14 protein-coding genes are annotated in these 14322 nt (G+C 40.1%); 2 read left to right on the top strand and 12 right to left on the bottom strand.

The window, feature by feature from the left end; genetic code table 11:
* Nucleotides 1–4: 4 nt before the first annotated feature.
* A complete protein-coding gene (surE, locus tag D1013_RS18015; protein ID WP_121850149.1) occupies nucleotides 5–781 on the bottom strand; it encodes a 5'/3'-nucleotidase SurE in 777 nt (258 codons plus the stop codon).
* A 189-nt stretch (nucleotides 782–970) separates the two neighbouring features.
* Between surE and D1013_RS18010 the strand changes: the two genes are divergently transcribed.
* Nucleotides 971–3109, top strand: coding sequence for a carboxy terminal-processing peptidase (locus D1013_RS18010; RefSeq protein ID WP_121850148.1), 2139 nt, complete (start codon nucleotides 971–973; stop codon nucleotides 3107–3109).
* A gap of 58 nt (nucleotides 3110–3167) precedes the next feature.
* On the opposite strand, the gene D1013_RS18005 is transcribed toward D1013_RS18010, so the two are convergent.
* The 4 genes from D1013_RS18005 to msrB form a co-directional block, all read right to left on the bottom strand.
* Entirely contained in the window at nucleotides 3168–3668 is a 501-nt protein-coding gene (locus D1013_RS18005; RefSeq protein WP_240467922.1) for a peptide-methionine (S)-S-oxide reductase, read from the bottom strand.
* A gap of 111 nt (nucleotides 3669–3779) precedes the next feature.
* Nucleotides 3780–4196, bottom strand: a complete 417-nt coding sequence (locus D1013_RS18000) for a DoxX family protein (RefSeq protein WP_121850146.1) — start codon at nucleotides 4194–4196, stop codon at nucleotides 3780–3782.
* A 129-nt stretch (nucleotides 4197–4325) separates the two neighbouring features.
* Entirely contained in the window at nucleotides 4326–4865 is a 540-nt protein-coding gene (gene msrA / locus D1013_RS17995; protein WP_121850145.1) for a peptide-methionine (S)-S-oxide reductase MsrA, read from the bottom strand.
* On the bottom strand, nucleotides 4858–5319 hold the full coding sequence (gene msrB, locus D1013_RS17990; protein ID WP_121850144.1) for a peptide-methionine (R)-S-oxide reductase MsrB: 462 nt from the start codon (nucleotides 5317–5319) through the stop codon (nucleotides 4858–4860). The genes msrA and msrB overlap by 8 nt, the downstream gene beginning before the upstream one ends.
* Nucleotides 5320–5506: 187 nt before the next feature.
* On the opposite strand from msrB, the gene D1013_RS17985 reads away from it, so the two are divergent.
* A complete protein-coding gene (locus D1013_RS17985) occupies nucleotides 5507–6307 on the top strand; it encodes a DNA/RNA non-specific endonuclease (protein ID WP_121850143.1) in 801 nt (266 codons plus the stop codon).
* A 7-nt stretch (nucleotides 6308–6314) separates the two neighbouring features.
* Here D1013_RS17985 and rodA read toward each other — a convergent pair whose 3' ends face one another.
* The 7 genes from rodA to D1013_RS17950 all read right to left on the bottom strand — a co-directional run bounded on the left by rodA (nucleotide 6315) and on the right by D1013_RS17950 (nucleotide 14209).
* The gene (gene rodA, locus D1013_RS17980; RefSeq protein WP_121850142.1) at nucleotides 6315–7598 is read right to left on the bottom strand and encodes a rod shape-determining protein RodA; all 1284 of its coding nucleotides are present in this window, start codon (nucleotides 7596–7598) and stop codon (nucleotides 6315–6317) included.
* Between the two features lie 8 nt (nucleotides 7599–7606).
* Nucleotides 7607–9517: a penicillin-binding protein 2 gene (mrdA, locus tag D1013_RS17975; protein WP_121850141.1), complete on the bottom strand. Its 1911-nt coding sequence runs from the start codon at nucleotides 9515–9517 to the stop codon at nucleotides 7607–7609.
* Between the two features lie 50 nt (nucleotides 9518–9567).
* The gene (locus D1013_RS17970; protein WP_121850140.1) at nucleotides 9568–10077 is read right to left on the bottom strand and encodes a rod shape-determining protein MreD; all 510 of its coding nucleotides are present in this window, start codon (nucleotides 10075–10077) and stop codon (nucleotides 9568–9570) included.
* Nucleotides 10067–10888, bottom strand: coding sequence for a rod shape-determining protein MreC (gene mreC, locus D1013_RS17965; RefSeq protein ID WP_121850139.1), 822 nt, complete (start codon nucleotides 10886–10888; stop codon nucleotides 10067–10069). Before mreC ends, D1013_RS17970 begins: the two co-directional genes overlap by 11 nt.
* A gap of 93 nt (nucleotides 10889–10981) precedes the next feature.
* Nucleotides 10982–12010, bottom strand: a complete 1029-nt coding sequence (locus tag D1013_RS17960) for a rod shape-determining protein (protein WP_013992538.1) — start codon at nucleotides 12008–12010, stop codon at nucleotides 10982–10984.
* A 68-nt stretch (nucleotides 12011–12078) separates the two neighbouring features.
* On the bottom strand, nucleotides 12079–13605 hold the full coding sequence (purH, locus tag D1013_RS17955) for a bifunctional phosphoribosylaminoimidazolecarboxamide formyltransferase/IMP cyclohydrolase (protein WP_121850138.1): 1527 nt from the start codon (nucleotides 13603–13605) through the stop codon (nucleotides 12079–12081).
* A 139-nt stretch (nucleotides 13606–13744) separates the two neighbouring features.
* Nucleotides 13745–14209, bottom strand: coding sequence for an XrtF-associated fRMsr-like GAF protein (locus D1013_RS17950; protein WP_121850137.1), 465 nt, complete (start codon nucleotides 14207–14209; stop codon nucleotides 13745–13747).
* Nucleotides 14210–14322 lie beyond the last annotated feature (113 nt).

The following is a 14322-nucleotide window of genomic DNA, read 5'->3' as shown; positions in this document are numbered from 1 at the left end:
AGTATTAGTTTAGTCCCCATTCGTTTAAACCTTGAATGGCATGGTGGGCGGTTAGGTCGAATTGGGTGGGTACAACTGAAATGTAATTGTTGGCCAAGGCCCACTCATCTGTATCTTCCCCTTTGTCGAGCAATAGAAACTCTCCGGTAAGCCAATAGTAGTCTCTGCCCGCAGGGCTAGTTCTTTTGTCGAATTTTTCTTTCCAATTTGCTTTGGCCTGTCGGCATATTTTTATTCCCTTGATGTCATCTTTTTTGGCCTGGGGTATGTTGACGTTAAGCACTACACCTTTCGGGATACCGTTTTTTAAAGCTTTCTTGACAATGGATTTGATGAATTTTTCGGCCGCTGAAAAATCGGCATCCCAATTGTAATCACATAAAGAAAAGCCAATGGCCGGTATACCTTCGATACCTGCTTCAATGGCAGCGCTCATTGTGCCAGAATAAATAACATTGATGGAAGAATTTGAACCATGGTTGATACCACTCACACAAATGTCGGGTTTGCGATCAAGAAGTTCTTGCAACGCCAATTTTACACAATCGGCAGGGGTGCCACTGCAGCTATATTCTAGGGGGGCTCCCTTTTCTTTGTCTACCACCAGTTTGGCCGAAAAAAGGGTGTTGTCAATAGTTATGGCGTGGCCTTTGCCAGATTGCGGACTGTCGGGTGCTACCACCACTACATCACCAATTTCTTTCATATAGCCTATCAAAGACCGAAGTCCTGGTGCGGTGATTCCGTCATCATTGGTTACCAGTATCAAAGGTTTTTTCATGCAGGATAATTTCTGGCATAAAAATACGTTTTACAAAAGACATCGACCCACCTTCGTTTAACAAAATATTAATGGCGCTCTGCCATAGGTGGCATGGTTTTTTCAGTATCTTAGGGAATTCATTAGTTTTAACTGTGAATTTTCCCGTTCATTTTGGTGAACGGCATTTTAAAATCGAAATTTAGTTGTATGAAAAGAAATCTAGCCTATGTGCTCGGCGTAATGCTTATATCGGTAGCCTCTTGCGGCTTTACGAATAAGTCTTTTGAGAATGACGATAAAGATAAATTACTACTCGATTTAATTACCTATGTTTTACAAAAGGGCCATTACGAGCCGAAAGACATTAACGATGATTTTTCAGTTAGTGTCTTCAACGATTTTTTAGATGTAATCGATCCTACCAAAAGATATTTTTTAGAGGATGATATCAAGGAGTTTGAGCAATACAAATTTCAATTGGACGATCAGATTAAGAGCACCGATATTTCCTTCTTCAATTTGGTATATGACCGATTGATGATGCGTATGGAAGCTGCTAAGATTTTGTATCAAGAAGTTTTAGACCATCCTTTCGATTATAACGAGAACGAGAATATCGATATCGATTACGAAAAGATGCAATTTGCAAAGAACAAAGAAGAATTGAGAGAGCGTTGGAGATTGCAATTAAAATATGCCACTCTAGGTACTTACGATTCTAAAATGAGACAAATGGAGAAGTCTGATGAATCGGAGGATGAGGATGAGGCTACAGCTGCTCCTTTAACTCCGGAAGAAGCCGAAAAATCTTCAAGGGCTTCTACCAAAAAGACCTTAGATGAGTTTTTTGACTTTGTTGATGACCTCGAGCGAAAAGATTGGTTTGTACAGTACATCAATACCATTGTCGATGAATTTGACCCACATACTTTTTACTTTGCACCCGATGATAAAGAGAAGTTCGATATGAGCATGTCGGGCAAGTTCGAGGGTATTGGAGCAAGGTTGCAGAAGAAACCTGAAGGGGCCAAGATTGTTGATATTATTTCTGGAGGACCGGTTTGGAGAGATGGTCAGCTAGAAGTGGGCGACCAAATTCTTAAAGTGGGCCAAAAAGGTGAAGAACCTATCAATATCGTTGGCATGCGTTTAGATGATGCCATTAAATTGATCAAGGGGCCAAAAGGTACTATCGTTAATTTAACGGTTCGAAAGATTGATGGTTCTTTAGAGGAAGTATCATTAACCCGTGATGTGGTTGAATTGGAAGAGTCATTTGCCAAATCGGCCAACATCATCAAAGGTGACCAAAAGTTCGGTCTTATCGATTTACCTAAATTCTACGTTGACTTTGATGATTATACCGAGCGCAACGCTGCTACCGATGTAGCCAAAGAGGTAGATAGATTGAAAGAAGAGGGCGCTGAGGGTCTTATAATTGATTTGAGAGATAATGGTGGCGGCTCTTTGAAGACCGTAGTCGAAATGGCGGGTCTTTTTATTAAAGACGGCCCAATAGTTCAAGTTCGATCATCAGGTAAAGGTAAAGATGTATATGACGATAAAGATGAGCGCATTCAGTGGGATGGCCCATTGGTAATATTGGTGAACGAACTTTCGGCTTCCGCATCTGAAATTTTAGCGGCTGCGATGCAAGACTATAAAAGAGCAATTGTAATCGGTAGCAAGCAGACCTTCGGTAAGGGTACGGTGCAGAACGTGATTCCGCTTGACAACATAGTACGTAGTAACGAACACGGCGATTTGGGCGCGATTAAGTTAACTACGCAAAAGTTCTATCGAATCAACGGTGGTTCTACCCAACTAGAAGGTGTTAAGAGCGATGTGGTGGTTCCTGATAAGTATAGCTACATTGATTTAGGAGAAAAAGATCAGTCAAATCCGTTGAAATGGGATAAAATTTCACCTGCTGATTATAAGCCTTGGGATGGTTATATCGACTACGAGCAAACTGTGGCCAATAGTGCCAAAAGAATGGCTAACAATCCTCAGATAAAATTGATAGAAGAAAATGCCAAATGGTTAAAGTCAGAGCAAGATGAAATGGTCATTTCTCTTAATTACAATACTTATCGAAAAGAAGAGGAAAAAGACAAGGTAAAATCGGACTACTTCAAGGTCATTAACGATTATGACAGCAAGTTGACCTTTGAATCTCTCAAGTATGAAGAGGCTTTGTTTACCAAAGATTCGGTGCTTCGCGAGAAGAGGGACAGATGGCATAAAAGTTTGGCTAAAGATGTTTACGTAGAAGAGGCCGTAAATGTGCTTCAAGATTTAAGGGTAAACAACATCAAACATGGCAAATTGGCCGTCAAAGGTTGATAGAGTATTAAAAAGATAATAAAAAGTCCCTAGATTGATTTCTGGGGACTTTTTGCTTTTAGAATGTATTTTTACTATTTATTTCAGCCGAACTGGAAAAATTAGTGGCAACAGTGTCAAGCTTTGGCTTGATGTAAGTTCTACAGAAAGGTCTTTCAGGGTCAGAGTTATAATAATTTTGAAAATGCTCTGGAGATTTTTTGAAACACTTCATGACTAAGGGTTCAGTAACCAAATTAGTATCGAATTTTTTATTCAGTTCGTTCAAGATATCGACTACTAATTTTTTCTGTGAACTGGAATAGTAATAAACCGCGGATCGATACTTTTCTCGCATTGAATGGGCAGAAGTGCTTTTATGGGTATTTAAATGAATTTCAACTAAGAGGTATAAGCTGATAGTTTTCGGGTCATAATGAACAATGACTCCTTCTGAAAAGGAATGATTTTTACCATTTGAGGCTATAAAACCTTGTTCAACCAAACAAACTCCTTTTATAGCTTGAAAGACCGCTTCGGTACACCAATGGCATCCGCCTCCAAAACCAATCTTTTGCATTTCAGTCATTTCCAATTTTCTTCCCTTATTTGGTCGTTAGTTTAAGTACTAGCTATCACATAAAATAAAAAAGCCTGCACTAGGCAGGCCATTGTTAAGAATTACTTGCAGTTAAATTACTTTTCTAAGCGTTCGAATTTTTATCTTCTCAATGTTGTCTTCTTCAGTGGTTTGTTCCGATAATTTTTTATTCTGTACATAGGCTACCCAAAGAACAATGATACATACTACGGCAGCAGCTCCATTACCTTCTTTAGCCATTAAGTGTGCTATAATCCCAAAAATAAAATTTAAGAAAAAGCCTGCATAGGCCCATTCTCGCAACCAGTTATTCTTGTTGATGATTAAAACGGCAAGGCCAATCATTTGAGCGGCACCCAGCACCGAAATGAGGTAGGTAGGGTAACCTAACTGTTGAAACTTAATAGCAACGGTATCATAATTGATAAATGAATTTGCTACCGCATATACCATGGCAACACTAAATATCGAAAGGGCGATTCTGTAGTAAAGTTTTGTGGTCTTCATAAGAATTGGGTTTTAAATTGTTCGATAAAATTACCTTGATAAAACCCAAAATCCTGTTCAGAAAAGTCCAATTACCGATTTCCGTAGACGGATGGTATTCATTCGTCTATAAATGGTATCATAAGCTTTTTATGCTAATTTTTCTGCGTGTATTTTTCGAAATTTGGCCAATTTCGGTGTTATTACGGCACTACAGTACCCCTGAGTCGTGTTATTGCGGTAGTAATCTTGATGATACTCTTCAGCTTCGTGAAAAGTTTGGGCCGCGCTTACCTCGGTAACTATAGGATCCGAATAATAGGGCTTTAGTTCTTTGATAGCCTCTTCTGCATCCTTCTTTTGATGGTCATTATGGTAAAAGATTACCGACCTATACTGCGTTCCTACATCACCGCCCTGTTTATTTAAAGTAGTCGGGTCGTGACTTGTTAAGAAGACTAGCAACAAATCTTTGTACGATATGATCTTAGGGTCAAAAGTAACCTGTACTACTTCGGCATGACCTGTTAGGCCTGAACAAACCTCGCGGTAAGTCGGTTTACCAGGCACGGTACCTCCGCTATAACCTGAAACTATTTTTTCTACTCCTTTTAATTGTTGTAAAAGGGCTTCCACGCACCAAAAGCACCCTCCGCCAATGGTAGCCACTTCCATAGATGAATTATTCATGCACTGTGTTTTCTTGTTGTAATTGCAATGATTCTGAGTTGATGCAGTACCTAAGACCACTTGGCTCTGGCCCATCGGGAAATACATGCCCCAAATGCGCATCACAAGTGTTGCACATTACTTCTACACGAATCATACCGAAAGAACTATCTTTCTCATATTTGATGGCGTTCTCTTTAATGGGTTGCGTAAAGCTCGGCCATCCTGTTCCTGACTCAAATTTGATGGTAGAATCGAACAAAGGGGTGTCGCAACAGACACAGTTATATTTTCCGGCTTCGTGAGCGGTACATAAGGCTCCTGAATGTGCCGGTTCGGTACCTTTCTTTCTGGTGATATAAAACTGTTCAGGTGAAAGCGCCTCTTTCCATTCGGCATCTGTTTTCTCAATGCGCTTGTCAGGGGTAGGGTTTCCTTTAACGCTGAAATTGATAATGTCTTTCCATGTAAGCATAACCTGTTCTTTCAAATTAATCTACGGCAAATTAAAAATCTTCCTTTCAATTATCGACTGCAAATACGAAAAAAAGGAACTTTTCTGCACTAGGTATTTTGTCGGTAAAAGGTTTTATTGCTTACAGGTGACCAAAGAAGTTGCCACCGAGCATATTCTCTAGTTTTAATGGGCTAATTTTGTGCATATGAAACGAAAAACTGTCTACTCTGTTTTAATCATCTGTTGTATTGTTGGCTTTTGGGTATTCAATAATTTTTACACGCCCGCTACCTATTCTGATGCTAAGATAATGGGGCTGCAAACCGATATATCCAATGATTTTATGCCTAGTTCTACAACTGGGGCGATAGTGGAACATGGTCATTATATTCTGTCGTATAATGAGCCTTTTGAACAGGCTGAATGGGTAGCATATACCTTAAAAAGAGAACATTTGACCAATGACCAGAGAAAGCGTCCTTATTTTATTGAAGACCCGTTGGTGAAAACAAAATCTGCCGATTGGAGAAATTATAGAGGGTCGGGATATGATAGGGGTCATCTCTGCCCGGCAGGGGATAGGAGGTTCTCTGAACAAGCGTATAACGAAACCTTTTACACTAGTAATATTAGCCCTCAAGACAGGGCTTTTAACTCCGGTATTTGGAACAGATTGGAGATTAAAGTGCGCGATTGGGCCAGGCAATATGGTGAAATCTTTATTGTTACCGGTGGTGTTCTGGAAGAGGGGCTTAAGGAAATAGGAGAGGAAGAAGTTGATGTGCCCAACTATTATTACAAAATAATTGCTAGAAACGATTCTGATGGGCCAAAGGCAATGGCTTTTTTAATGTTAGGAAAGGAGAGTAACAAACCTCTGAAAGAGTTTACGGTCACTATCGATGAGATTGAAAAACAAACGAGAATCGATTTCTTCAAAAATCTTTCCGATGACCTTGAGAATACTTTGGAAGCATCTAACGGAGAAAGCGACTGGTCTTTCTGAAAAAGGGTTAAATACCCTCCTTTAGTCTATTTGCATCTAACTTTAGAAAGATAAATAGAAGAATAGTAAAGAAAAGAAGCCCAGATCCACCATAGCTAAAAAACGGTAATGGTATACCAATGGTCGGTAGAACGCCAATCACCATGCCTATGTTAATGAAATAATGTATTAGAAGTATCGATACTACCCCATAGCCGTACATTCGGCTAAAATCGGTTTTTTGCCTCTCGGCTAGATAGACCAATCTTAGAAGCAATAAGGTAAATAGAACAACAACCGTTGAAGTGCCAAGAAAGCCCCATTCTTCGCCAACCGTTGAAAATATATAGTCAGTATGCTGTTCAGGTACAAAGTCTCCTTTGGTGCGGGTGCCTTCTAAAAATCCTTTCCCAAAAAAACCGCCCGATTCTATCGCTTTCTCCGATTGATAGGTGTTATAGCCGATTGTTTTTCTGATTTGTTCCAGTTTGCCAGGGTCTTTTTCAAGCCTCAACCATAGACTGAAGCGATCTCTATGCCTTTGCTCAAATACATTATTGAAAACAAAATTGACCGACAAAGAAAATAGAATGGTTACCACCACAGCCAATGACAACGAAAATACGGGAACCTTAAATTTTTTGTTCTTCAGCAAGAAGAAAAGTACCAATAGCAATGCGATGAAAATAACTACCCAAATGGTACCGAACATCAAGGTGGTAACGAAAGTTAAGATAGCCAAAAGGGCAATACCCAAGTAATAGAGAGGTAACCCCTCTCGAAAAATCACGAAAGAGAGAGAGAAAAATACCAAGGCGCTACCAGGGTCGGGTTGGGGTATGATCAACAATGCAGGCAAGAGTATAATGCCAAAAGCATAGAGTTGATCTTTTCTTCGTTTAATATCGGTTTGAATGTCACTTAGGTACTTGGCCAAAGCCATTGCTGTTGCTACTTTCGCTAGCTCAGAGGGCTGCAAATTGAAGAAACCTAGATTATACCATGAGGTAGCACCGGCAATCGTTTTACCAAAAACAAAGAGCCCTAAAAGCAATACCATGCTTATGAGATACATCAAGCTTGAAAACCGTTCGTAAAAATTGGCTTCAAGCGCCAAGAGTATTACTATCGATGCCAAACTCGCCCCAATGAAAAAGAGTTGTTTTCCATGCAGGGTTCCAAAATCAAAAATAGAGGAATCCGATTCAGAGAAGGTGCTTGAATAAATATTGACCCAGCCAATAGTGACCAAGAGCAGGTAAAAAAGAACAGTAAGCCAATCGACCCTTTTAAGTACGCTTTTTCCGGACATAGATGGTTTTATTCTCTAGAAATGAGTTCTTCAAGAGGTTTTGAATGCTGACTCCAGTCGTATTCGTTTATTTTGAATTCACGGCCTAAATAAGGTTTGGCGTATTCGTATTCCAAGGTTCTTTCTAGCATACGCTTTTCCAGATCGGTACGGGTAACCTCTTTTTTGATGTACTTCTCAATCAATAAAGAAGCGATATGGCCTGCGTATCTTGAACCGTAATAACCATTTTCGATGTAAACGGCCAAGGCAATTTCCGGTTTTTCAACAGGAGCAAAGGCAACGAAAACGGAATGGTCGGTAAGTTGTACCCGAACACTGTCGATTTTGGTGAAATTCTCAACTGTTCCTGTTTTGCCGGCGATTCTGACATCAGGAATCTGTACCCATTTCGCTGTACCCTTTTCATACACATCGGCCATCCCTTGAATAATGGGCTCGAAGTGTTGCTTATCGATGGTTGTATGTTTCGCTTCAACAAAATCAGGTATGCTAATATCTTTTCCTTCTACTTTTTTGAGAATGTGAGGGGTGTAATAAAAACCTCTGTTGGCGATAGCTGCGGTCATATTGGCCAACTGAATCGGGGTAACTGCGACTTCGCCCTGCCCTATAGAGTTCGAGATGATGTATGAAGGCGCCCATCTATTGTCACCATACCACTTATCATAATATTCCTTTGAAGGTATACGACCCTTGCGGCCTGTAGGAAGGTCATAACCTAGGTATTGGCCAAGGCCAAAGCTTTTCATGTGTTCTTCCCAAACATCCATACCTTGATCGGTAGTCTCGTATTTTTCGTAAATCTTTCTGAAAGTGGCCGCAAAATAGGCGTTGCATGATTTGTAAATGCCATCGTTCAGCTTTCGAAGTCCTCCCCCACAGTGGCACCCTCGCTTTTTTCGGCCCACATAAAAACCATTGTAGCACTGTACGGTAGTACTGGGGCTAATAACCCCTTCTTGTAAGGCTACTAGGGCGTTCAATGTTTTAAATGGAGAACCGGGTGATCCTTCGGCCAAAATCGATCGATCGAACAAAGGCTTGGCGATCGAATCATAGTGCAGAGCACTGTAGTTTTTAGATCGCTCTCTACCAACAAGTAATGAAGGGTCATAGGTAGGGCCCGAGATCATGGCCAATATCTCGCCCGTTGATGGTTCTAGGGCAACAATACCACCACGTTTTCCGACCATTAGTTTTTCACCGTATTCTTGCAAATCCTTATCAAGGGTAATATTGATTTCCATACCCTGCTCTGGTAAGGTGTCAAGAATTCCATCCTTGTACTTCCCAATATCCCTATTGAAACGGTCTTTTTGAATGTACTGAACTCCTTTTCGGCCCCTTAAAATATCTTCGTATTGCTTCTCGACTCCTGTTCTACCAGTAAGTTCGCCTTGTACGTAGTAAGGGTTCTTTGCCAAGTCACGCTCGTTTACCTCACTGATATAGCCCAAAACGTTTGCCGCACTATTGGTGTCGTAATATCTAAGGGACCGCTTTTGAATATAAAAGCCTTTGTAGTGCCTCATTTTTTCTTGAAGCTTGGCATAGTCTTCTTTCGATAATTGAGGAACAAAAACAGAGGGCAGCCTTGGGGAATAGATACGGGCTTTTCTTAGCTCTTTGCTGAATTTTTCCTTATCAATACCTAGAAGGTTACAAAACTCTAATGTATCTAGGGCTCTTACCTCTCTAGGAATTACCATCACATCATAAGCTGGGTCATTACCTACGAGCAACTTGCCATTTCTGTCATAGATATATCCTCTTTCGGGGTAATCATACACCCGTTTGATCGCGGGGTCTTCAAGAACTTGGTCCGGTGAAAAGCTGAAAATCTGCAAATAAGAAAGCCTTCCCAAGAAAGTGAATGCAATAATTACGATAATTGAGGATAACAGTAGCTTTTTCATCTACGATGAAATTTTGATGTTAAGACATTGATGTGATTTAGACCCTGATTTTAATCTTTTCGAACACTAAATAGTGATCCGAACAGTAAGCAAAGAATTAGAGTGGCCGCCCCGGTCGCTAAAACTTTTTTCAAAACTAAAAGGAAATTGGCCAAACTGAAAATTTCTAACATAAAGAAAACCAGATGGTGTACTAATATCAATAACGTTAAAAACGTAATTTGTTGTACTTGAGTGGTGTTACTAAGTTTAAAACTTTGAAATTCAAAGTTAACACCGAAAACAAAACGCATAATGGCCGGCCTTATATAGGCAATGGTAATTGTTGAAGCTGCATGTATGGCCATGGTATCAGAGAAAAAATCAATGGCTAGGCCCAATAGAAAACTCAAACCTATAAATGTGGCCCTATTTTCTTTAATGGGGTACCAATAAAGAAATAAAATATAGACCATCGGATTTATAAAACCAAAAAAGTTCAAACGGTTAAAAACCAATACCTGAACCAGAACCAGTAGTATAAACCTGATTACATTTAAGAAGTAGTAATTACTTATCATCAGTTGAGGTCTGGTTTTGAAGTTCCAATATTTCTTCGCGATAGTTGTTATTCACGATATAGACATTTTTAATGTTCGTCATATCGTTAAATAGGGCTACGTCTATACTATAAAAGCTTTTTGAAGTGTTAAGGTCGAACTTGCGAATCGTCCCAATGGGAATACCCTCTGGGAAAATGCTGCTCATACCACCCGTAACGATGGTGTCGCCTATGGTCAAAGGCACCAAACGTGGAATGTCGACCAATTGCACAACATCGAAACGTTTCATGTCCCAAACCAAAGAACCGAAATGATCGGTGTTCTTGATCTTGGCATTGATATTAGATTTTTCGTTGAGTATACTTTGAACGGTGGCGAAATTTTTAGAGGTGTTCTCCACAATTCCTAAAATACCCTTACTCGTGATTACTCCCATGTCGGGACGAACACTATCATTTCGTCCTTTATCGATGGTGATATAATTTCTGGGGTATGAAAAACTGTTTTTGATTACCTTACCCGTTGTAACAGTATATGTTTGTTGCACCGAGTCTAAAACCAAGGTATCTATTTCCCCTTTATTAAAAAGAAGGTGCCTTAACCTTTGGTTTTCCTCCATCAACTTCTGATTTTCTTGATCAAGGCCAAAGTAAGTGCTCACATTATTGGAGGTTCTCAGAATGTTTCCGGTTACCCAGTTAGATGAGTTGAAAAACCGGGATTGATGGTACGAATGAGACTGTATGGTGAACCCCAAAGATATGATCATCAATAAGATATAAAGAAGAAAGTTCTTATATCGTATGATAAAGTTGATGATCTGCTGCATTCGCTATTCAGTTAGGTGAATCTTGCGAAGCCATTCCGACTGGAAAATTAATTACATAAGAAACCTCGAAATCGCCCCGAATTCGTTTAAGGTTTATTTGATAAGGATGCTTTTATAGCGCTCTAAGTTTTTCAACGCAATACCGGTACCTCTTACAACGGCCCTTAAAGGATCTTCAGCAATATAAACAGGTAAATCTGTTTTTTGAGATAATCGACGATCAAGACCACGAAGCATCGAGCCACCACCGGCCAAATAAATACCGGTATTGTAAATATCGGCAGCAAGTTCTGGCGGAGTCTGTGATAATGTTTCCATCACGGCATCTTCAACCCTAAGAATCGATTTGTCAAGAGCTTTGGCAATTTCTCGATATGAAATCTGTACCTGTTTTGGTTTACCGGTCAACAAATCTCTACCCTGTACCGATTTTTCGTCTGGTGGCGTCTGTAGATCTTCGGTTGCCGAACCGATTTCAATTTTAATATTTTCAGCGGTCGCTTCGCCCACATATAGGTTGTGTTGCGTACGCATGTAATAAATGATATCGTTGGTGAAAACGTCACCTGCAATCTTGACCGACTTGTCACACACAATACCACCCAGTGCGATAACCGCGATTTCGGTAGTACCACCACCTATATCGACAATCATGTTACCTTTCGGCTGCATGATGTCTAGACCGATACCAATTGCGGCCGCCATCGGCTCATGAATAAGGTAAACCTCTTTGCCGTTAACTCTTTCTGCAGATTCTTTTACCGCTCTCATCTCTACTTCGGTAATACCGGAAGGAATACAGATAACCATGCGCAATGCAGGTGGAAACCATTTTTTCTTTAAAGCGGGAATGTTCTTAATGAACATGTTGATCATCTTTTCGGAAGCATCAAAATCTGCAATAACCCCATCTTTTAGAGGTCTGATGGTCTTAATATTCTCATGCGTTTTTCCCTGCATCATATTAGCTTCTTTACCTACGGCAATAATTTTACCGGAGATACGGTCGCGTGCAACAATAGACGGACTGTCAACCACGACTTTGTCCATGTGAATGATGAGGGTGTTCGCAGTACCTAAGTCGATTGCGATTTCCTCGGTCAAGAAATCAAAAAATCCCATTTGTAATTTTCTTTGGTTACGTTACTAGCTCGATTGGGGTGTGCTATTCATCGACAAATGTAGTAAAATTAGTGCTTGAAATGACGAGTACCCGTCATCACCATAGACACATTATTCTCATTACAATAATCGATGCTTAATTGGTCTTTAATAGACCCGCCCGGCTGTATAACGCTCGAAATACCATTTTTATGCGAAATTTCTACACAATCTGGAAAAGGGAAGAAAGCATCGCTGGCCATAACGGCGCCATTCAGGTCAAAATTAAAGTGATTTGCCTTGTGAATTGCCTGATTTAGGGCGTCTACACGAGATGTTTGTCCGGTACCACTGGCACAAAGCTGTTTGTTCTTGGCAAGAACGATGGTATTCGACTTGGTGTGCTTACACAACTTACTGGCAAATATCAGATCGTCAATTTCTTCTTGTGTCGGCTTTTTGTCGGTTACGTACTGCAAGTCATCAACAGCGTCGGTTCTGTTATCTTTATCCTGCACCAAAACACCGTTCAAGCAAGTACGAACCTGTGTGCTTGGCAAAGCAATATCGTTCTGAACCAGAATTATACGGTTCTTTTTTCCTTTTAAGATTTCGAGGGCCTCTTCTGAGTAGCTTGGTGCAATAACCACTTCGCAGAAAAGTTGGTGTATTTCTTCGGCTGTTGCCTTATCGATTTCTACATTGCTTATTAAAATACCACCAAAGGCGGAAACCGGATCTCCTGCCAAAGCATCTACATAGGCTTGGTGAATAGTCTCGCGTTGGGCCAAACCACAGGCATTGTTGTGCTTTAGAATAGCAAAGGTGGGCGCATCATCTTTAAACTCTTGCATGAGATTTACGGCAGCATCAACATCTAATAGGTTGTTGTAAGACAGTTCTTTACCGTGTAGCTTTTCGAACATGGCGTCAAAATCACCGTAGAAGTACCCTTTTTGGTGAGGGTTTTCACCATACCTAAGAACTTTACCATTGGTCTCACTAACTTTTAGCGCAGGAATCTCACCTTGGTTAAAATAATTGAAAATGGCAGTGTCGTAATGCGAAGAGATATTAAAAGATTTCGTAGCAAAACGTTTACGTTCTTCTAAGGTAGTACTACCGTTGCCGTTGGTAATTATTTTCAGAACCTCTGAATAGTCCTCCATGGAAGATACACAAAGTACGTCTTTGTAATTTTTGGCAGCAGCCCTGATCAAAGAAATACCACCTATATCAATTTTCTCAATGATATCTTGCTCTGAGGCACCGCTTGCTACTGTTTTTTCAAAAGGGTAAAGGTCAACGATGACAATATCTAGCTGAGGTATATCGAACTCTTGCAATTGAGCCACATCCGTTTCATTGTCCTGTCTATTCAAAATACCACCGAAAACCTTCGGGTGCAAGGTCTTTACCCTGCCACCCAAAATAGAAGGGTAACTGGTGACATCTTCAACAGGTACTACATCGATACCTAAATCTTTAATGAATTTTTCAGTTCCTCCGGTAGAATAGATGGTAATGCCAAGCTCATCGAACTTTTTTACAATCGGTTCAAGACCATCTTTATGAAATACAGAAATTAATGCGGAGGTTGCTTTTTTGGTGCTCATGTTATTTGCGTGTAGTTATCGTAATATAATGACACGCAAAAGTAATTTTTTATGCCCAAAAAAACGATCAGGTTATTAACAAATAGTTACAAGTTGTAAACGGCTAAATGCTTGTCGGTTAGATGTACCGGTGTGAGTTTCACTGCCGTTCTCTTTCTATGAGCTTTGCAATTTCAGAATTGACAAATTCTAAAAACCGTTCATCTTCTTCGGTAAATGGGTCCGGTGTGTTTGAATCAATATCTATCTGACCAATGTTTTCTCCATTTACAAATAGGGGCACTACAATCTCGGCTTTTACTGTAATACTACAAGCGATATAATTATCTTGAGCGGTTACATCCGGAACTACAAAGTTTTGGTTAGACACGGCCACTTGACCACAAATACCCTTCCCAAAAGGAATGATGGTATGGTCGGTAGGCTCTCCGGCATAAGGGCCAAGTTTCAATTCTTCTTTATCACCATTTTTAAAGTAGAACCCGACCCAGTCGTAATGCGCAACATTTGCCTGTAAATAATCGCAAATTTCTTGCTGTATTACAACTATAGGTTTCTGTGATTTGAGTATTGCCGAGGTTTTAGCCTGTGCTTGTTCTAACATGGTCAAAATTTTTTTGCAAATATAATTATACCATTGGTCGCATATTAACTAAAACCTTAATCAATAGATATAAAAAAGGATACCCGAGGGCATCCTTTTAAAAGTATTTGAAA

Source organism: Euzebyella marina (genome assembly GCF_003687485.1).
Lineage (GTDB): Bacteria > Bacteroidota > Bacteroidia > Flavobacteriales > Flavobacteriaceae > Euzebyella > Euzebyella marina.
Note: the sequence above shows the minus strand (reverse complement) of the source record. Positions and strands in the feature narration are given on the sequence as shown.